General features: G+C 35.2%; 14 protein-coding genes. 11 read left to right on the top strand and 3 right to left on the bottom strand.

Annotated elements, in window-relative coordinates:
- The first annotated feature begins 184 nt into the window (after nt 1-184).
- The 11 genes from atpD to ACWA1B_RS01525 all read left to right on the top strand — a co-directional run bounded on the left by atpD (nt 185) and on the right by ACWA1B_RS01525 (nt 9,979).
- Complete coding sequence (gene atpD / locus ACWA1B_RS01575) at nt 185-1,696, top strand: F0F1 ATP synthase subunit beta (RefSeq protein WP_456904117.1); 1,512 nt, start codon at nt 185-187, stop codon at nt 1,694-1,696.
- An 83-nt stretch (nt 1,697-1,779) separates the two neighbouring features.
- Nucleotides 1,780-2,061 carry a F0F1 ATP synthase subunit epsilon gene (locus tag ACWA1B_RS01570; protein ID WP_035652883.1) on the top strand — a complete coding sequence of 94 codons (282 nt, stop codon included), beginning with the start codon at nt 1,780-1,782 and terminating at the stop codon, nt 2,059-2,061.
- Between the two features lie 209 nt (nt 2,062-2,270).
- A complete protein-coding gene (locus ACWA1B_RS01565) occupies nt 2,271-2,909 on the top strand; it encodes an NAD(P)-dependent oxidoreductase (RefSeq protein ID WP_456904116.1) in 639 nt (212 codons plus the stop codon).
- Between the two features lie 77 nt (nt 2,910-2,986).
- Complete coding sequence (locus ACWA1B_RS01560) at nt 2,987-4,123, top strand: aminotransferase class I/II-fold pyridoxal phosphate-dependent enzyme (protein ID WP_456904114.1); 1,137 nt, start codon at nt 2,987-2,989, stop codon at nt 4,121-4,123.
- A gap of 214 nt (nt 4,124-4,337) precedes the next feature.
- The gene (locus ACWA1B_RS01555) at nt 4,338-4,532 is read left to right on the top strand and encodes a hypothetical protein (RefSeq protein ID WP_456904113.1); all 195 of its coding nucleotides are present in this window, start codon (nt 4,338-4,340) and stop codon (nt 4,530-4,532) included.
- A 69-nt stretch (nt 4,533-4,601) separates the two neighbouring features.
- Complete coding sequence (locus ACWA1B_RS01550) at nt 4,602-5,465, top strand: TraB/GumN family protein (RefSeq protein ID WP_456904112.1); 864 nt, start codon at nt 4,602-4,604, stop codon at nt 5,463-5,465.
- Nucleotides 5,466-5,472: 7 nt separating this feature from the next.
- The gene (locus ACWA1B_RS01545; protein WP_035652894.1) at nt 5,473-5,976 is read left to right on the top strand and encodes an RNA polymerase sigma factor; all 504 of its coding nucleotides are present in this window, start codon (nt 5,473-5,475) and stop codon (nt 5,974-5,976) included.
- Complete coding sequence (locus tag ACWA1B_RS01540; protein ID WP_456904109.1) at nt 5,966-6,580, top strand: hypothetical protein; 615 nt, start codon at nt 5,966-5,968, stop codon at nt 6,578-6,580. The genes ACWA1B_RS01545 and ACWA1B_RS01540 overlap by 11 nt, the downstream gene beginning before the upstream one ends.
- A gap of 160 nt (nt 6,581-6,740) precedes the next feature.
- Nucleotides 6,741-7,373 carry a dethiobiotin synthase gene (gene bioD / locus ACWA1B_RS01535; protein ID WP_456904108.1) on the top strand — a complete coding sequence of 211 codons (633 nt, stop codon included), beginning with the start codon at nt 6,741-6,743 and terminating at the stop codon, nt 7,371-7,373.
- A gap of 27 nt (nt 7,374-7,400) precedes the next feature.
- Nucleotides 7,401-8,672, top strand: coding sequence for an adenosylmethionine--8-amino-7-oxononanoate transaminase (gene bioA / locus ACWA1B_RS01530; RefSeq protein WP_456904106.1), 1,272 nt, complete (start codon nt 7,401-7,403; stop codon nt 8,670-8,672).
- 140 nt (nt 8,673-8,812) lie between these two features.
- Nucleotides 8,813-9,979: a beta-ketoacyl synthase N-terminal-like domain-containing protein gene (locus ACWA1B_RS01525; protein WP_456904104.1), complete on the top strand. Its 1,167-nt coding sequence runs from the start codon at nt 8,813-8,815 to the stop codon at nt 9,977-9,979.
- Between the two features lie 69 nt (nt 9,980-10,048).
- On the opposite strand, the gene ACWA1B_RS01520 is transcribed toward ACWA1B_RS01525, so the two are convergent.
- The 3 genes from ACWA1B_RS01520 to ACWA1B_RS01510 form a co-directional block, all read right to left on the bottom strand.
- Nucleotides 10,049-13,039, bottom strand: a complete 2,991-nt coding sequence (locus ACWA1B_RS01520) for a DUF7507 domain-containing protein (protein ID WP_456904103.1) — start codon at nt 13,037-13,039, stop codon at nt 10,049-10,051.
- Nucleotides 13,040-13,268: 229 nt separating this feature from the next.
- A complete protein-coding gene (locus ACWA1B_RS01515; protein ID WP_456904101.1) occupies nt 13,269-18,521 on the bottom strand; it encodes a T9SS sorting signal type C domain-containing protein in 5,253 nt (1,750 codons plus the stop codon).
- A gap of 483 nt (nt 18,522-19,004) precedes the next feature.
- Nucleotides 19,005-19,475: a regulatory protein RecX gene (locus ACWA1B_RS01510; RefSeq protein WP_456904099.1), complete on the bottom strand. Its 471-nt coding sequence runs from the start codon at nt 19,473-19,475 to the stop codon at nt 19,005-19,007.
- Between the last annotated feature and the right edge of the window lie 45 nt (nt 19,476-19,520).

The following is a 19,520-nucleotide window of genomic DNA, read 5'->3' as shown; positions in this document are numbered from 1 at the left end:
TTTTTTTATTTCGCTAAAAAATACAATTTTAGTTATTTGAGGCCTTAGTTTTAGGAATCAAACAAAATCATGGTATTTTTTATGAAAAAAAAATTGATTTTATATTTTAAAAAATTATCTTTGCGCTCTGAAAAAAGAGGTATTTTCGATAAACCTAAATAGCTATTTAATAAATACATAAGTAATGTCAAAAGTAATAGGAAAAGTTGCTCAAATCATTGGACCAGTAGTTGACGTAGTTTTCAACGGTAAAGATGTTGAACTTCCAAAAATTTATGATTCATTAGAAATCACAAAAAAAGATGGAACATTATTAGTTCTTGAAGTACAATCTCACATTGGAGAAAACACTGTTCGTACAATCTCTATGGACTCTACAGACGGTTTGTCAAGAGGATATGAAGTAGTTGGAACTGGTAATCCAATCCAAATGCCAATCGGTCCAGATGTATATGGACGTTTATTTAATGTTGTTGGAGATGCAATTGATGGTTTAGGCGAATTGCCAAAAACTGGAGAAAATGGTTTGCCAATTCACAGACAAGCTCCAAAATTCGAAGATTTATCAACTTCATCTGAAGTTTTATTCACAGGTATTAAAGTAATCGATTTGATCGAGCCTTATGCAAAAGGAGGTAAAATTGGATTGTTTGGTGGTGCTGGTGTTGGTAAAACAGTATTGATTCAGGAGTTGATCAACAATATCGCAAAAGGTCACGGTGGACTTTCGGTATTCGCAGGAGTAGGTGAAAGAACACGTGAAGGAAATGACTTGCTTCGTGAGATGTTAGAGTCAGGAATTATTAAATATGGTGATGACTTCATGCACTCTATGGAAAATGGAGGATGGGATTTGTCTAAAGTAGATATGCCAGGAATGAGAGAGTCTAAAGCTACTTTCGTTTTCGGACAAATGAATGAGCCACCTGGAGCTCGTGCACGTGTGGCACTTTCAGGATTATCTATCGCTGAGTATTTCCGTGATGGAGCTGGATCTGACCAAGGTAAAGATGTATTATTCTTCGTTGACAATATCTTCCGTTTTACTCAAGCAGGTTCTGAGGTATCGGCACTTTTAGGTCGTATGCCTTCTGCAGTAGGTTACCAACCAACTTTAGCGACAGAGATGGGTGCTATGCAAGAGCGTATTACATCTACAAACAAAGGATCTATTACATCTGTACAAGCGGTTTACGTTCCTGCGGATGACTTAACTGACCCGGCGCCGGCTACAACTTTCGCCCACTTAGATGCAACAACAGTATTGTCTCGTAAAATTGCTGAGCTAGGTATCTATCCAGCGGTTGACCCGTTAGATTCTACTTCAAGAATTTTGACTCCACATATTTTAGGAGATGAGCACTACAACTGTGCACAAAGAGTAAAAGAGATTCTTCAAAAATACAAACAATTACAAGATATCATCGCGATCTTAGGTATGGAAGAGTTATCTGAAGAAGATAAACTTTCTGTATCAAGAGCTCGTCGTGTACAACGTTTCTTGTCTCAGCCATTCCACGTAGCAGAGCAATTTACAGGTATTCCAGGTGTATTAGTTGATATTAAAGATACTATCAAAGGTTTTAACATGATTATTGATGGTGAGTTAGATCACCTTCCAGAAGCTGCTTTCAACTTGAAAGGTTCTATTCAAGATGCAATCGAAGCTGGAGAAAAAATGTTAGCTGAAGCTTAATATTAATTATGAATTATGAGTTATAAATTATGAGTATTATCTCACTCCTTATAACTCATAACTTATATCTCAACTAAAAAAAGATGATTTTAGATATAGTATCACCAGAGGCAAAATTATTTTCGGGAGAAGTAACTTCAGTTACGGTTCCTGGAGTTGATGGAAGCTTTCAGATTTTAAATAATCACGCTCCTATTGTTTCTATTCTTGAGAAAGGAACTATAAAAATTGCAGCATCAAGCTTTAATTTTTCTAAAGAGGTAGCAAGTAAATTTGTGAGAGTTAATGACCAAACCTATACATTAGAGATTACGTCAGGTACAATCGAAATGAAAGATAATAAAGTAATTGTTTTAGTTGACTAATAACAATTTCAAGATAAGTTTAAAAGCCAAACAGTTTTGTTTGGCTTTTTTATTTTAAAGCTTTTTGAAAAATATTTTTTACTTTTGAAGTATTAAAATCTCTTTATAAAATATTGATTAGGATGTAAAAGCGCAGTAAGCTTTTGCAGTTTCGTTTTATCAGCTAGATAAGACACAAATCTTTATGTCAAATTTTATAAATAGCAGAGATGAAAAATATATCAAAAGTTGCCGTTCTTGGCGGTGGCGGTAGAACTGGAAAATTTCTTGTAGACCAGTTATTAAATGAAGGATTTAGTTTAAAACTTTTACTAAGAAATCCTCAGAATTTCGAAATTCAAAATTCTAAAATTGAAGTCATTCAAGGAGATGCGCTCGATTTTGAAACCATAAAATTATTGCTAAAAGACTGTCAGGTTGTTGTAAGTACAATTGGTCAAAGAAAAGACGAGCCTCTTGTTGCAAGCGCAGTAACAAAAAATGTTTTGAAAGCCATGAAAGAACATGGAATCGATCGTTATGTTCTTCTTGCGGGTCTTAACATCGATACTCCATTCGACAAAAAAAGCCCAAAAACGATCATGGCTACTGACTGGATGAAAACTAATTTTCCAATAATTCAGGAAGATCGTCAAAAGGCTTATGAACTTTTAGTTCAAAGTGATGTTAATTGGACGCAAGTTCGGGTTCCGTTTATTGAATTTAATGATAATAGTTCTGAGATTGCAGTAAATCTTGAAGATTGTCTGGGTGATAAAATCAGCGCATTTGATATTGCTCGATTTATGGTTAAAGAAATGACCGAATCAAATTATAGCTGCAAGTCGCCTTTTATAAGCGTAATTTAGAGTAAAGTAGAAAACAGCGGGAACATCAAATCCCGCTGTTTGTTTATATCAAATTTCAATTTCATAACTTTGCTTTCATGAAATTACCTGAAAATCTTATTCAAAAGCTTGAAAATAGGAAGCAAAATAATTCGTTAAGAAAATTGCCAAGTTTTAATAATCTTGTCGATTTTTCTTCGAACGACTATATTGGATTTTCAAAATCAGAATCTATTTTTAAGCAGTCGCATCATTATTTAATTGAAAATGAAATTTTTCAGAATGGAGCAACTGGTTCCCGCTTACTTTCAGGCAATCATTCTTTATATCAAATTGCAGAATCTTTTGTAACGGAATTTCATGAGGCTGAGTCCGCTTTAATTTTTAATTCGGGCTATGATGCCAATGCGGGCTTTTTTAGCGCTCTACCGCAACGAAATGATGTTATTTTGTATGATGAATTAAGTCATGCTTCTATTCGCGATGGAATTGTAATGTCAAATGCAAAATCTTATAAATTCAATCATAATGATTTTGAGGATTTAGAGCGCTTAATTTTAAAGTTTCCTGATACCAATATTTACATAGTAACTGAAACTGTTTTTTCAATGGATGGCGATAGCCCCAATTTGGAAGAGTTAGTACAGTTGTCGGAAAAATACAATTGTTATTTAGTTGTTGATGAAGCGCATACTTTGGGTGTTTTTGGAGATAAAGGTGAAGGACTCACGCAGCATCTTCAATTGCATAATAGAATTTTTGCCCGGATTATGACTTTCGGAAAAGGTCTTGGCTGTCACGGAGCAGTCGTTTTAGGAAGTCCTGAATTGACCGAATATTTAGTAAACTTTGCCCGAAGTTTTATTTACACGACGGGATTGTCTCCACATTCCGTGGCTACAATTTTGGTTGCTTATCAACATTTGGAAATTGAAAAAGAAACAATTAATGAACTTCGCCAAAATATAGTTTTCTTTAATCAACAGAAAAATTTATTGGGTTTAAAACCAATGTTTGTCAGAAGCAAATCGGCAATTCAATCGGCAATTGTTCCGGGCAATGAAAACGTTAAACGAATTGCTCAGCAATTACAGGATAAAGGTTTTGATGTAAAACCAATTTTGTCTCCAACTGTTCCTGAAGGTCAGGAACGTCTCCGTTTTTGTATTCACAGTTATAATTCCCAAGAAGAAATCAGTCAGATTTTAGAGTTGTTAAGAGATTTTATTTTTTAAGTTGTTTCACAGAGACATACAAAATTGCTCAGAGCTACACAAAGAAACTTTTGCGAATCTTTGTGAGTTTTTCTTTGTGAATCTTTGCGAAATAAAAAAATAGTCTTTGTGAACTCTTGTATTTCCTCACTTTTTGAAAAAAGTTTGAATTTTTTTTGTAACGTTTTGATTATTCGATTACTTACGAGCCGTAATCAAATAAACCAAAATAATTATGAAAACAAGTACAGTTTTATTAAAAGAAAATATCGTCAATTATATTTTCATCTTTTTTACTTCAGGAGCATTTGGGTATGCTTTAACAAATCAATTTTTATTACATCACCTGAATTATAAATTATTGCTTATTACGGGATTATTGTTTCTGGCTTCAGTAGCTTCTTGGCAACGAAAAAAATACATCAAGTAATAGTTGGGTTTCAATCATCAATCAATAAAATTATCATCAATCAATTATCAACTTAAATCAATCAAAATCATGAAAAATTTAATCAAATCTGTAGTAATAGTAATCGTTCTTGTTTTTAGTTCATTTGCGCAAGCACAAACAAAATCACCAAAACTAGAGAATTCTCTTTTGTGGGAAGTTTCAGGGAATGGATTAGAAAAACCTTCTTATTTATACGGAACGGTTCATATGATTTGTACGCCAGACTATTTTCTTTCTGAAAAAACAAAAAAAGCATTCAGCACAGCAAATAAATTAGTTTTAGAAATCAATTTTGCAGATTCGGCTGAAATGACAGCGATGCAAAAAATGGCAATGGGAAAAGAACCTTTGAGTAAACTTTTAAGTCCGGAGCAATTAGCAAAATTAGATGAAATCTTAAAAAAGACAGCCGGATTAACAACCTTACAAGTAGATAATTTTAGTTTGATGACAGTAATGAGTTTAATTTCGATGAAAAGTTTCGGCTGTACCGATATGAAGCTTTATGAAATGGAATTTATAGAGATGGCTAAAAAAAGAAATATTCAGGTTGGCGGTTTGGAAACGGTAAAATCTCAATTTGAAATGTTTGAAAACGCATACTCAAATGATGAAATGATTGATATGTTAGGAGAGACCAATCAGGAAGAAACTGCTAAATTAGTAGCTGCATATAAAAGTGAAAATGTTGAAAATTTGTTTGATATCGTAACAGACAAGAAAATTACAAGCGAGAAAACAAGAGGAATAATTCTGGATCAGAGAAATTTGAACTGGGTAAAAGAAATGCCACAATTGATGAAAAAGGAAAGTGTATTCTTTGCAGTTGGTTCGGCACATTTGGGAGGTGAATTTGGAGTGATTAATTTATTAAGAAAAGCAGGATATAGTGTAAAACCAGTAATGAATTAAAACTATTTTGAAAGAGAAAGAACAAGAGTTTTTAAATCGGATAGAAAGTCACAAAGGGATTCTGTACAAAGTTTCAAAAATGTACATGGACAATTACGACGATCAGCAGGATTTATTTCAGGAAATTGTCTGCCAGCTTTGGAAATCGTATGATACGTTCCGAAATGAAAGCCAATTTTCGACCTGGATGTATCGGGTGGCGGTAAATACGGCAATTGTTTTCCTTAGAAAAGAAAAACGAAAGGTTGATAAATATGAAATTGCTTCAGAAAACATAAAAGATGATGAAGGTGATTCGCATATAAAAGAAAGCCAGCTGGATCATTTTTATAAAGCGGTTCAAAAACTCGAAAAAATTGACAAAGCCATTATTTTCTACCAACTTGAGGGTTTTTCTCACAAGGAAATTGGTGAAAATCTCGGGATTTCTGAAGGAAATGCTAGAGTAAAATTAAACAGAGCAAAAGAAAAACTAAAAGAAATAATTAAAAATCAAGGATATGGATTTTAACGATATACAAAACGCATGGAACAGCGAAAAGACAGAAAATGTTGTTGTTCCAGATAATTTAGAAAAGATAAACTCGGCCAATACGCCTTTGGATATCATCAGAAAAAATCTGAAAAATGAACTTATTATGCAGTCGGTGAGTGTAGTGTTAATTGGTCTAACGCCTTACTTATTTGCTTTTCCAGCAAAGTGGATAGTACCATTTTTCTTATTGTTCAGCATATTCCTTGCGGTGTGTGTGTATTACTTGGTTAAGCTTTACATTTTTTATAAAAGATTAAATAAGATAACTTTAAAAACAAAAGACAGCCTTTATGAAACTTATTTTGACGTAAGGCTTAATATGGAATTATATAAAACCTTTGGATTTGCTTTAACGCCATTTATGGTATTGTTTTTAATTGGGTTTTTGTATAATGAATTTTCAAAAAAACCAGGTTTCGAGCTGACTAATTTTACTAACACACAATTGATAAGTGTTTTTGCTGTTGTTGTATTCTGTATTTTATTTATGGGGATTTCGCTCGAATGGTGGGTTCATAAATTTTACGGAAAACATGCCAAAGAAATTAAAAATGTAATTGATCAATTAAAAGAAGAATAAAACAGAACCCATCGTAATTGATGGGTTTGTTGTTTTTATTGGTATTTTTGCATAGAAATATTACACAGAGATTCACAGAGAAAATAAAGAGATTCACAAAATTATTTATTCTTTATGTCGCTTTGTGGTTTCTTGGCGAATCTCTGCGAAACAACAATTTATGAAAATATTTATTACAGGAATTTCTACTGATGTTGGTAAAACAGTGGCTTCGACAATTGTAGTGGAAGCTTTAGAAGCTGATTATTGGAAACCAATACAAGCCGGAGATTTAGATTTAAGTGACACACACAAAGTAAAATCTAAAATTTCCAATTCAAAATCTCAATTTTTTCCGAATGCTTACGAATTAAATACACCAGCAAGTCCTCATTTAGCAGCTGAAATTGACGGAATTGAAATTGACCTGAAGAATATTCAGGAGCCAAAAACTGAAAATCATTTGGTGATTGAAGGAGCGGGAGGGATTTTTGTTCCGTTAAACGAAAAAGATACCATTGCCGATTTGATTCAGGAAGATTATAAGATAATTGTAGTTTCAAGACATTATCTTGGAAGCATCAATCATACACTTTTAACTATTGAAGCAATTCAGAATCGAGGTTTTAAAGTTGACGGAATTATATTCAGCGGAAGCGAAAACAAATCGACTGAAAGTCTGATTCTGAATAAAACCGGAATTGACTGCATTGGAAGAATTGATGAAGAACCGTATTTCGATCAAAATGTAATTAAAGAGTACGCCGATTTATTTCGAGATAATTTGTTGGGTTTAGAGAAATCTAAAATCTAAAATCAGAAATCTACAATATTATATCACATGACTTTAACAGAAAAAGACAGTCAATATCTTTGGCATCCATATACACAGCACAAAACTTCACAAACGCCAATTGCAATTTCAAGAGGAGAAGGCACGTTGCTTTGGGACGAAAATAATAAAGAATATATAGACGCGATTGCATCTTGGTGGGTAAATCCATTTGGGCATAGTAATAAATTTATTGCCGACGCCATTTACAAACAGCTAACCACTTTGGAACATGTTTTATTTGGAGGTTTTACTCATGAACCTGCGATAAAAGTAGCGGAGAAATTGATGGAAATTTTGCCTAAAAATCAGCAGAAAATCTTTTTTTCAGATAACGGTTCAACCGCAGTTGAAGTGGCGATTAAAGTTGCGTTGCAGTATTTTTTCAATAAAAATGAAAAACGCACTACAATAATTGCTTTTGAAAATGCTTTTCACGGAGATACTTTTGCGGCAATGGCGGCAAGCGGAATTTCATTTTATACACAAGCTTTTCAGGGAATGTTTATTGATGTTGTCCGAATTCCGGTTCCGTTAAAAGGACAGGAGGAAGTAAGTTTTAGTGCTTTAAAAAATGTAATCGAAAAGCATAATTGCGCCGGATTTATTTTTGAGCCTTTGGTACAAGGTGCGGCCGGAATGGTTATGTACGAGCCAGAAGCATTGGAAAAGCTGATTAAAATTTGTAAAGAGAATAATGTTCTAACAATTGCAGATGAAGTAATGACAGGATTTGGTAAAACAGGAAAGACCTTTGCAATGGATTATGTAAATGCTGATCCCGATATGATTTGTTTGTCGAAAGCTTTGACGGGAGGGACAATCCCGATGGCAATTACCACTTTTACTCAGGAAGTTTTTGACGCTTTTTATGATGACGATATTAATAAGGCTTTGTTTCACGGACATACTTTTACTGCAAATCCAACGGGTTGTGCGGCGGCTTTAGCAAGTATTGATTTATTGCAGACAGAAGAAATGCAGGATAATATCATTCGAATAAATAAAAGCCATTTAGCGTTTCAGAAGAAAATTGAAAATCATCCAAAAGTAATTACCGCGAGAACACTCGGAGTTATTTTTGCGGTCGAGATAAAATCAGATTCTGAAGAAAGTTATTATGGTTCAATGCGCACCAAATTGTATAATTTCTTTATTGAAAATGGTGTTGTTTTAAGGCCGGTTGGAAATATTGTTTACATATTACCGCCATACATAATGACAGCCGAACAGCTTCAGAAAGTTTATACAACAATCGAAGAAGCAATTGAAATGGTTTAACTTTTAACATATAAGTGATATAAGTTCATTTAACAAAACCTGCTTAAAAATACTTATATCACTTATATGGTTGAATTTTGCATTTAAATATGGCGAACTTTGCGTAAACTTTTGCGAACTTTGCGGTTAAATAATTTACATTGAATAAAAAAATCTCCATAACCGCTTTTTCATCAATTTCGCCATTAGGAAATAATGCTGAAGAAGTTTGGTCAAATTATCTAAATAACCAACATTGCTTTTCAAAACAGTTTTTGGATCAGCAAGAAACTTCAACGGCAACACTTGGTGAAGAATCAAAACAAATTATTGCAGAAATCAGAGAATCTGATCCTAAATATAAGTTTTTGGATGACTCTGTTTTATTCGCTTTAGTGGCTTCTCGACAAGCTGTGAAACAAGCAAATTGGAGTTCAGAAGATATTTTCGGAATTAATATTGGTTCTTCAAGAGGAGCAACAGATTTATTCGAAAAGCATTACAAAGAATATATCGACACTGGAAAAGCACAGACTTTAGCATCTCCAACTACAACTTTAGGGAATATTTCTTCTTGGATTGCTCATGATCTGCAAAGCTCTGGTCCCGAGATTTCACATTCTATAACTTGTTCGACGGCACTTCATGCTTTATTAAATGGAGTTGCCTGGCTAAAATCAGGAATGTCAGATAAGTTTTTAGTGGGCGGAAGTGAAGCGCCTTTAACGGACTTTACCATTGCTCAAATGAGAGCTTTGAAAATTTATTCGCGTATTGATCAGGATCTTGAAGCCTGGCCAAATCTGGCTTTTGATTTAAAAAAAACACAAAACACAATGATTTTGGGCGAAGGCGCGGCAGTTTGTTGTTTAGAGGCCGGAGAAAAAGATAATGCAATTGCGTTTGTAACAGGTGTTGGTTATGCAACTGAAGTTTTGGAACATAACATTTCAATTTCTGCGGAAGCAACCTGTTTTCAGAAATCCATGAAAATGGCTTTACAAAATGAAGATTTAGAAAGTGTTGACGCAATCGTAATGCATGCGCCGGGAACGATAAAAGGAGATTTGACAGAGTTGCGTGCAATCGAAAAAGTTTTTGGAAACAATTTACCGTTACTAACAACGAATAAATGGAAAATAGGACATACGTTTGGAGCTTCAGGGATTTTGAGCTTAGAATTGGCGCTGTTGATGATGCAACGTGATACTTTTATTGGAGTTCCATTTGGAGAAAAACAAAAACAAAATAAACCAATTAAAAAGGTTTTAATCAACGCTGTAGGGTTTGGCGGAAATGCTGTCAGTGTTTTGATTGAAAAACGATAATTAAAATATACTTCAAAAAAAAAATCCAGTCTTTTTTAGATTGGATTTTTTTTGAAACTTATTATTTAGCTATTGAAAAATAACCTTTTTAGAAATAGTAAAATCATTATCTAAAGTTACTTTTACAATTAAAACCTGATTACCTGACTGTAGGTTTGGAATCTGTAAATCGGTAGAATTTACTTTTGTTTTGTTATAAAGTATTCTGCCAGAAATGTCATAAACAGAAATTTCTTTTAGGTTTTCTTTAGATGATAGCACTTTTATAGTTTTATCTTTAATCGAAACTAAAACGCCGTTTTCAATATTTTCGAAGTCTCCAGTTCCTAAAGATTTATTCGTGTAGCGCAGCACAAAACGATCTGCAAAAGTTCCTACAGCTGTCTTAAATGTATAGTTACTCTGCGTTAAATCATGAATTGTATTTGTTGTTTTGTCTTCTAAATAGATTTTCTGAGTCGCTAATGCTCCATCGGCTTCATCAATAGCAATTGTGAAATCTCCTGCAATTGTTGTTCTGTAACCTAGAGGGACTGTATCTGTTTCTGAAAAAGGTAAAGCTCTTCCCTGAATTACCAGTTTACTATTTTGAGTAATACTGTAAAAGTCAAGATATTTATTTCCATCAAAAGTTGCACCATCATAACCAAAATCAACATCGTTGGTCGCGCCTTCGATATATCCTACAAGTAATTGCTTAAAAGCACCTCCCGCATTTGTCATATTTAACCATAAACGATGTCTGTCTATTACAGCCGATTTAGAAGTTCTCGGTTTGAAGAATTGACTATTGTTGCTTCCTCCTGATCGCATTGTATTGTTAAATGTAATTGTTCCCGCAGCTTTTGTTTCAACAAAAAAGGATTGACCTGCTGCAATTTGACCGCTAGGTTTTTCATTATTATTTGAAGCATTTCCGCTTAACGCAGCTGTTCTCACACCTCCACTAACATTGTAGCTGGCATAATCATCCGTGTTATATTGGTATGCACCGCCTAAAACTACTGGAGTATTATGCGTCCAAAAATATAAGGTTCCTTTTAATATATCTCTATTATTCACATCGAGGATAAATTTATTACCATCTAAAGCTGATGGATATGGATTTCCAACTAAATAATATTTACTAGCCGCTACTGTTTCGCCAGATAGTGTTCCGTTATTTGGTGTTCCGGTAAATGTTGCGGAAAAAGCTTGTCTAGTTGTATTAGAGAAGTTTTCAGGACCGCGAATAATATAACCTTTACCAACAGTCATTACCGTTGTTTTTGGTACTGCTACCCATTGTGAGCCATTGTAGCTTAAATATTTATCACTAGCAGTTGCAGATGAAACAGCAGCAAGAGTTTGTCCTTTTACTGGTGTTGACCAATATACATAATCGGCTTGACGTATAGGAAGACTATTTCGGATATAAGAAATAGAACCGTTGTTTATATTGGTGTCTGTATTTGTTTGCAATAAACTCGCACTATTTTCAAATTTTAAAGACGCACCTGTTGCTACTGTAAGTGCATTGGCAAGAGTTAAAGTCTTTCCTGATGGAACCGTTAGATTAACTCCTGAATTGATGGTGCAAGAACAGGCCTCTAAATCGGTTGTGATGTTGTAAGCTCCTGAAAAAACGACATTCTTTGTTATATCCGGATTTCCGTTTGACCAGGTTGAGCCATTCCAAGTCGTTGAAGACTGATTTGTAATTTTAACTTCTGCACTTGCTGGTGATTTGCATCCAGTGCTGTTTGTGACTTTGAAAGTATAGGTTCCAGCAGATAAATTCGAAATTGTTGTTGTAGAACCAGTACCGTATATTGGAGAGCCAGATGGACTTCTTTCCAATGTCCACGTTCCTGTATTAGGTAAATCATTTAAAACTACTGTACCTGAAGCGGTACAGGTGATATTGGTGATTGTTCCAACGGTTGGTGGTGTCAATAAAATAGTTGTCAGAGGTATGGATAAATCTTCAACTGTATTCAAGGAAGGATCGGTTCCTGTAACTTTCACATTGTTAATGACCTTTCCAAGATTTACATCCGTAGCAGTAATTGTATGTACTCCGGTTAAAGTTACTTTTGCTCCAGGTGCTATTGAAGCAATTGGGTTTCCTGTAATCACTGTTCCTGAGTCCGGATCTGTAACATGTATATCTGTGATTGTCACCTCTCCAGTATTGGTGACTTCAAATTCGTAGTTTATTTTATCTCCGAGTTTGCCACAGTTAGAAAGTGTAGCTTTTTTTGTTAGGGTTAATTCCGCTATTTTTAATGAATTTCTGTTGAAAGCAATAAATGCACAATCAGAACTGCCAGAGAAAGTAACAACAAATCGATCTACCTGAGCGGCATTGGCTGCGGTTATTCCAAATGAACTTGTTTCTATTCCTAAAATTCTGATATCTCGCGTTGAAGCGGGAGCAAAATTGCTAACAGTCCCGTCAACTTTAAAAAGGTCAAGGCTATAGGTGCCGACAACCTGAACTGGTCCAAACAGAAATGATATTTCTGTTCCAACTGTGTTTCCTGCGGCATCTACAAATTTAAAGATATCGGCAGTTCCTCCAGTATCTGCGACTTGAGTCACAATTAAGTCAGGAGTACCATCGTCAAGTCCAGTTAGATTTAAATTGTTTGTTCCAATTTTAAATTCGGCTTTACCAACTGGAATATTTGCAATACCAGTTCCAAGTGATAATCCGAAACTTCCATCGGTAAGTCGTGAGGCAAGTTCAGCGCCTGTTGCAGTTGATCCTGCTATTGGAGGGTCAAGTTTTGTAGTTGTTAATGATCCATCTATCATAGACCCCTGCAAAAAGTAGGTCTGAGTACTTGATCCTAAACTTTGAATTTTTAAAGCCCTAAATTTTTGAGGAATATAAGATACACCTTTAGTATCAAGTATTGTATTGTTGACACCAGTAGAGTAGGTTTTATTTTTCCAAGTAAAAGCTAATAAGTTGTTAGCATCATCTGGGCGATTTCCTTCAAGAGTTGCTTTGTTGGAGGTCCAGTAACCTTTCCAATCGGTGTAGATTCTGGTGATGTCGCTTTGGGCATTCATTTGAAATGTAGCGAAAAGAAAAAAGAATACTATCTTTTTTGAAAATAGAAAACGAGAGGGTAAAAGCATTTTTTGGCGCATAGGATTTGGGGGAGGTTTTGATTTGGGAATTAAAATAAAACTGAAGATTTAGTAGGTTTTAATCTTCCGAATATTTGTGTGTTTTGTTGTTATATAGAAAAATCCGGCAGCTTTTGCTGTCGGATTTTTACTTAGGCTTTTTTGGAAATTAATTGAAAATAACCTTTTTAGAAATAGTAAAATTATTATCTAAAGTTACTTTTACAATTAAAAGCTGATTACTTGATTGTAGGTTTGGAATCTGTAATTCAGTATCGTTTACTTTTGTTTTATTGTAAAGTATTCTGCCAGAAATGTCATAAACAGAAATTTCTTTTAGGTTTTCTTTAGAGGATAACACTTTTATAGTTTTATCTTTAATCGAAACTAAAACGCCGTTTTCAATATTTTCGAAGTCTCCAGTTCCTAAAGATTTATTCGTGTAGCGCAGCACAAAACGATCTGCAAAAGTTCCTACAGCTGTCTTAAATGTATAGTTACTTTGCGTTAAATCATGAATTGTATTTGTTGTTTTGTCTTCTAAATAGATTTTTTGAGTCGCTAATGCTCCATCGGCTTCATCAATAGCAATTGTGAAATCTCCTGCAATTGTCGTTCTGTAACCTAGAGGAACTGTATCTGTGTCTGAAAAAGGTAAAGCTCTTCCCTGAATTACCAGTTTACTATTTTGACTAATACTGTAAAAGTCAAGATATTTATTTCCATCAAAAGTCGCACCATCAAAAGCAGATTCTACATCGTTAGTTGCACCGTCGATATATCCTACTAATAATTGTTTGAAAGCTCCACCGTCATTGGTCATATTCAGCCATACTCTATGTCTTTCAAAATTATCTGATTTAGCAGTTTTAAAAAATTGACCATTATTGTCTGCTCCTGATCGCATCGTATTATTGAAAGTAATGGTGCCTGCAGCTTTTGTACTAACAAAAAATGATTGTCCCGCTGCAATTTGCCCCTTAGGTGCATCGTTATTATTCCCTGAAACGGTTCCGCTTTTTGCGGCTGTTCTCACACCTCCACTAACATTATAGCTGGCATAGTCATCTGCATTATATTGGTATGCACCACCCAAAACTACTGGAGTATTATGCGTCCAAAAATATAAGGTTCCTTCTAAAATGTTTTTATTATTGGCATCAAGTATGAACTTATTAGCATCCAAAGCTGATGGATATGGATTTCCAACTAAATAAAATTTCCCAGTCGCTACTGTTTCGCCCGATAATGTTCCGTTATTTGGTGTTCCGGTAAATGTTGCAGAAAACGGCTGTCGTGTCGTATTTGAGTAATTTTCTGGTCCACGAATAATATAACCTTTACCAACAGTCATTACAGTTGTTTTTGGTACTGCTACCCATTGTGAACCATTGTAGGCTAAATATTTGTCACTTGCAGTCGCTGATGAAACCTTAGCAAGAGTTTGGCCTTTTACTGGTGTTGACCAATATACATAATCAGCTTGACGAATAGGAAGACTTGTTCTTTCATAAGTAATATTACCACTATTAATAGTAGGATCAGTATCGGTTTGAATTAAACTTGAACTGTTTTTAAATAATAGTGACCCAGATGTTGTAGCAGATGAAAGAACTTTTACAGCGCCATATACCCTTAAAGTAGTTGCAGATTCAACAGTTAAAGAAGCTTTGTCGTCTACGGTTAGAGTGTAAGCGTTCGAATCTATACTAGTATCAGATATAACGGGGCTTTTTGTTACTCCAGCAGGTATAATTACACAGTCAGATGAAGTTGGAACTCCAGAAGGACTCCAGTTGGTGGCTATGTTCCAATCTGTGCTAGTTGCTCCAGTCCATGTTTTCGACGCAGGAGTATTTACTTGTAGAAGTGTTCCATTTGAGATGCATCCAGAAGCGTTTTTTGCCGTTACCGTATAGGATGCCGGGTCAAGAGAACTGAAAACAGATTGATTGTAATAATCAGTTCCGTTGATGCTATAAGTATATCCAGCGGTTGCTGTAATTGTTATAGTTCCTTTTGTTCCTGAACAAGTAGGTTGAATAGTTACACTTGCTGATGGAGCTGCAGGAAGTCCATTTACAGTAATTGTTCCTTTTGCTTCACCAGAGATAGTGCATCCACTAGCAGTTAAAGGAATTGTATAATTGAAAGTTCCTTGGCTAGTAGGTGTTCCACTTATAGTTAATAATTTAGAAGTACTGTCATAACTTACCGTCAAACCTGAAGGAAGATTATAAGAACCCGTGCCTATGCCATTAAACCCTTTTATAGTATGTGTAATCGAATTCATTTGGTTGTTAATGCAAACCGACGAACTTTGAGGGCCAGAAACACTAAATTCGTTTATTGTAGTGGTAGAACTAGCTGCTGGATTATTAGAACAAGCATTCGAATAAGTTACAGTTACCGTTTTTGAACCAGCTGTTAGCCATTTTAAAGTAACAGTACTATTAGACGTTCCAATTCCTCCTGAAGTTATGCTATAGTCAGTTCCTAAAGTACCAGGAACAGCCCATATATAATTACCTTGGCCAGATTGTGTAGTATAGGTTACATCCGTATTTGGACAACTTGTTGCTGAAGGTGATACTGTAAATGTTGGTCTTGTGTCGACATCAATTCTTGTTTGAATTGCTGTTTCTGCAGGACATGCTCCGTTTTGTACAACCGTTCTGAAGGTTCTTAGCGCTGTTAATTTTGCAGGTTGATAGGTAGTTAAATTTGCTGTATTTGGGATGTCAATCCAGCTTCCACTAGATTCCGCCGGATCATCACTATATTGCCATTTAACAATAGTACCGCTAAAAGTGCTCATGTATAATTGTGGACTGTCATCTCCAAGGCAAATGTGTTTTCCACCATGTACTTGTCCTCTGTTAGGAACTGCTACAGTAATTGTTCCTGTTGCTGTTACGTTTCCACATCCGTTTAATAATGTTACGGTATAATTAAATATACCTCCCGTAGTAGTTGTTGGAGTTCCTGTTATATTTAAAACATTAGAAGCCCAAGTTCCTGTAACTCCTGCTGGTAATCCTGTAACGTTTGCTCCAGTTGCTCCTGTGGTAGCATATCTTATGGTTGTTATAGCGCTACCTTTACAAATGTTCTGAGCGTCAGTTCCTGTGGCAGAAGTTAGAGTTATAGTATTGGTTGGGTTTACTGTGATTGTTCCTGTTGCATTTACTGCATTTGAACAACCAGTTAATGGAATGCTATATGAGAAAGTTCCAGTTGCAGTAGGTGTTCCACTAATTGTTATCGTATTATTATTCCAACTTGCAGTAACTCCGGCAGGTAAGCCAGTAATACCGCTGTTGTTTATTCCGCTCGCATTTATTGTTGTGTGAGTAATAGATGTCATATTAACTCCAATACATGTTGTTGGGGTTGAAGAAGCTGCACTAACTATGTTGCCAGCATTGACTATTACTTCGTTAGAAGTTACAGTACAGCCACCATTTGTTGATGTGCAGATTACATACCAAGTTCCGGCTCCTAGTGAAGCGGTTGTTGGTGTGTATGTTGTAGAATTTGCTCCCGAAATCGTAGTTATAGTTCCTCCTGAAACCGATCTTTTTCCCCATTGTCTTGAGGTTATAGTGCCTCCTGATTCAGTAACAGTTAAAAGGTTACCTGTTGTACAAAAATTTTGAGTTGTTGTTGGGGCTATTGATACAGATGATATTTGAGCAGATACAGTGACAGTTACAGGATAGGTTACGCTCGTACAAGATGTAGAATAAATAAATACTCTAACAGTTGCATTATAGGTACCGACAGCTACGCCATAAGGTACATTTATGGCAATTGTGCCTGCACCAGCGGTAAAGGAACCTCCCTGATCTCCAAAGCCAGCCGACTTAGCTGCACTGTCAAAAACTAATGCATATCCATTTGGAGAGCCGGTTGTGGCGCTATAAGTTAAAGTACTACTTACGCCATTTTTACAAACTGGAGAGTTGGTCGAATTAAGTGTTACAGTTAATTCTGGTCGTATTTCGACTTGTAGAACGCCTGTATAAACTGTCCCGCAGTTTACATCTCCAACCATTACTCTATATTCCCAAGTTCCTGCAGTTGCAGGGGTTTCTGTGTATGAATTGGTTGTGTTAGCAATAGTTGTCCATGTAGTGGATGGATTTAATCTTTTTTCCCACCTAACAACTGCTCCCACAATAGTTCCTGTTAAGTTGATTGTAATTGGAGAATTAAAGCAAGCTGGAGCAACATAAGCTAAATATCCAGATTGTGGTGAAGGAGGTGTTTGTAACGTGGCTGTATTACCACTTGAAATTGTATTACTACATGAGTTACCACTTGAGCCACTTGCCAAATTTGTGATTGTTATAGTGCTAGAGCCAGCTGTGGTTAAATCTGTAGTTGTAAAAGTTCCACCTCCAGCTGTACTAACAGTCATTGTTGCTGTTTTAGCTGTTGTAGGCGGATTAGTTGTGTTATAGGTTACAGTGTAAGTTCCAATCGGTAAACCAGATGCGGTTGAATTTAAGGTAACAACGGGAGTCGTTGAAGAAGTACATTTTACAGCGGTTATTGAAGTAAGGCTAAAAGCTTGACTTACTGCTACAGTAATTGTACTTGTACTCGTATATAAATCGCCTCCATAGTATGTTGTGCAAGTTAAGATGGCCGTATAGTTACCTGTCTGACTTGCGGTCAAATTATAATTTTGTGTATTACTTGTAGTTGTAGTTCCATTGGGCGCTTTCATGCTCCAAGAGTAATTTACGCCTGTTGTTGAACCTCCTGAAGTTGTCGTTCCTGCAGAGCCTGAGTAAGAACCGACTAGATTAATCGTACCATTTTGACAAACTGGAGAATTTGAATTTGCAATTGCATTAATTGTTCCACCACCACTATTAAAAGCATCAAAATCATATACTGCACCGCCACCATTTCCTGCACAAGCAGCAATTTTGGTACTTCCGATATAAATAGCGACTTGGTTTGAACATTTACTTTTATCAACTTTTCCTGGAGAATTAATTTTTACGGCCGTGCCAGATGGCAAGTGTATGTTACTGTTGTTGTCTGCAAAACTAAGTAAACCGTTAATTGTTACTTGAGTTACTGAGTTAAGTGTCACAGTATTAGATACTATAAGATTTCCGTTGATTGTCAGTGTCTTAGCGTTAATGGTTCCGGCACCGGTTATTGTTGCGCCAGTAGCTATTACAACATCATCAGTTGCAGAGGGAACTACACCACCAACCCATGAACTAGTATCGCTCCAATTTCCTCCTGTACTTGTAGAAGTTATTGTGCCTGCGACAATGGAAATTTTGTTGGAAAAGTAATTGGCTCTAAGAGAGGTGATGTTGAGTGTTGATGTATTTTTTCCAAAAGTAAAAAGTGACAACAGGAAAAATAAAAAACTTAAAAGTAATTTTCTAATCATAATTAAATCGTGGCATTTAATTTTTAAAAACTGTTTTTTTATTTTGTTTTGTTTAACGTTCGAATGCCATCAATAACTTAAAAAAGCAACATCAAAAAGAAGCCAAGTAGTCATGTTAAGTGGTTTCAATCAGGATGTTATGCTGGCATAGGATTTAACCCAACAAAGATATAGACATATACGAGTTAGGAAAAAGGATGGTTTTAGAATGGCCGAATAATCGATGAAGTGTGAAAATTACTCGTTGAAATGCATGAAGAAAATTGTGTTTTTATGGAAATTCTTATAAATACGGATTTTTAAATATAAGAAAAATCGCAAAATAGAATATCTATTTTACAATTATTTAAATTTTTTGATATAAAAACGCGAGTTGTGCCTATATATTCGCAAGAAAACGACATTTGTATAGGAAAGTATTTTCTGATGTTTTAGAGGTGTTTTGAGAATGATTTAGGTCTATAGTTCTCAAAAAAACGGAGCTTATTCTAGCTCCATCAATTTTACTTTTTCATAAACAAAATTGCTTTCATATCCACGACGAAGAAGATAGTCGCAGAACTTTTTTCTTTTCTTTAAAATATTATTTTCATGAATACCATTCCAACATCTTTCAGCAAGATCGTTAAAAGTGTTTTCGTATTCCTCGGCAGAAATTTCCTTAAGTGCTAAAGTGATATTTGTCGAAGAAATATGCCTTGCTTTGAGTTCGTTTGTAATTCTGATTTTTCCCCAATATTTAATTCTGTGTTTTCCTCGGGCAAAACTACAGGCAAAACGTGTTTCATTGAGAAAGTTATCTTCGATTAATTTTACTACTATAAAATCAATTTCATCAGAAGTCATTTTTAAACTTTGCAATTTCGCAATTACCTCATCATGGCAACGCTCCTGATAGGCGCAAAAGTGTTCTAATTTCTGTAAAGCTTCTTTTGGAGTGCAACTTGGATTCATGAGTTTTTTCTTGCTTTTTAACTATAATTGCTAAAAATAGTTATT

It is taken from the genome of Flavobacterium xizangense, assembly GCF_054075145.1.
Note: the sequence above shows the minus strand (reverse complement) of the source record. Positions and strands in the feature narration are given on the sequence as shown.

What these genes read in the sequence shown, in the direction of transcription:
- atpD (WP_456904117.1), top strand. Translation starts at nt 185, where the DNA reads ATGTCAAAAGTAATAGGAAAAGTTGCTCAAATCATTGGACCAGTAGTT.
- ACWA1B_RS01570 (WP_035652883.1), top strand. Translation starts at nt 1,780, where the DNA reads ATGATTTTAGATATAGTATCACCAGAGGCAAAATTATTTTCGGGAGAA.
- ACWA1B_RS01565 (WP_456904116.1), top strand. Translation starts at nt 2,271, where the DNA reads ATGAAAAATATATCAAAAGTTGCCGTTCTTGGCGGTGGCGGTAGAACT.
- ACWA1B_RS01560 (WP_456904114.1), top strand. Translation starts at nt 2,987, where the DNA reads ATGAAATTACCTGAAAATCTTATTCAAAAGCTTGAAAATAGGAAGCAA.
- ACWA1B_RS01555 (WP_456904113.1), top strand. Translation starts at nt 4,338, where the DNA reads ATGAAAACAAGTACAGTTTTATTAAAAGAAAATATCGTCAATTATATT.
- ACWA1B_RS01550 (WP_456904112.1), top strand. Translation starts at nt 4,602, where the DNA reads ATGAAAAATTTAATCAAATCTGTAGTAATAGTAATCGTTCTTGTTTTT.
- ACWA1B_RS01540 (WP_456904109.1), top strand. Translation starts at nt 5,966, where the DNA reads ATGGATTTTAACGATATACAAAACGCATGGAACAGCGAAAAGACAGAA.
- bioD (WP_456904108.1), top strand. Translation starts at nt 6,741, where the DNA reads ATGAAAATATTTATTACAGGAATTTCTACTGATGTTGGTAAAACAGTG.
- bioA (WP_456904106.1), top strand. Translation starts at nt 7,401, where the DNA reads ATGACTTTAACAGAAAAAGACAGTCAATATCTTTGGCATCCATATACA.
- ACWA1B_RS01520 (WP_456904103.1), bottom strand. Translation starts at nt 13,039, where the DNA reads ATGAATGCCCAAAGCGACATCACCAGAATCTACACCGATTGGAAAGGT.
- ACWA1B_RS01515 (WP_456904101.1), bottom strand. Translation starts at nt 18,521, where the DNA reads ATGATTAGAAAATTACTTTTAAGTTTTTTATTTTTCCTGTTGTCACTT.
- ACWA1B_RS01510 (WP_456904099.1), bottom strand. Translation starts at nt 19,475, where the DNA reads ATGAATCCAAGTTGCACTCCAAAAGAAGCTTTACAGAAATTAGAACAC.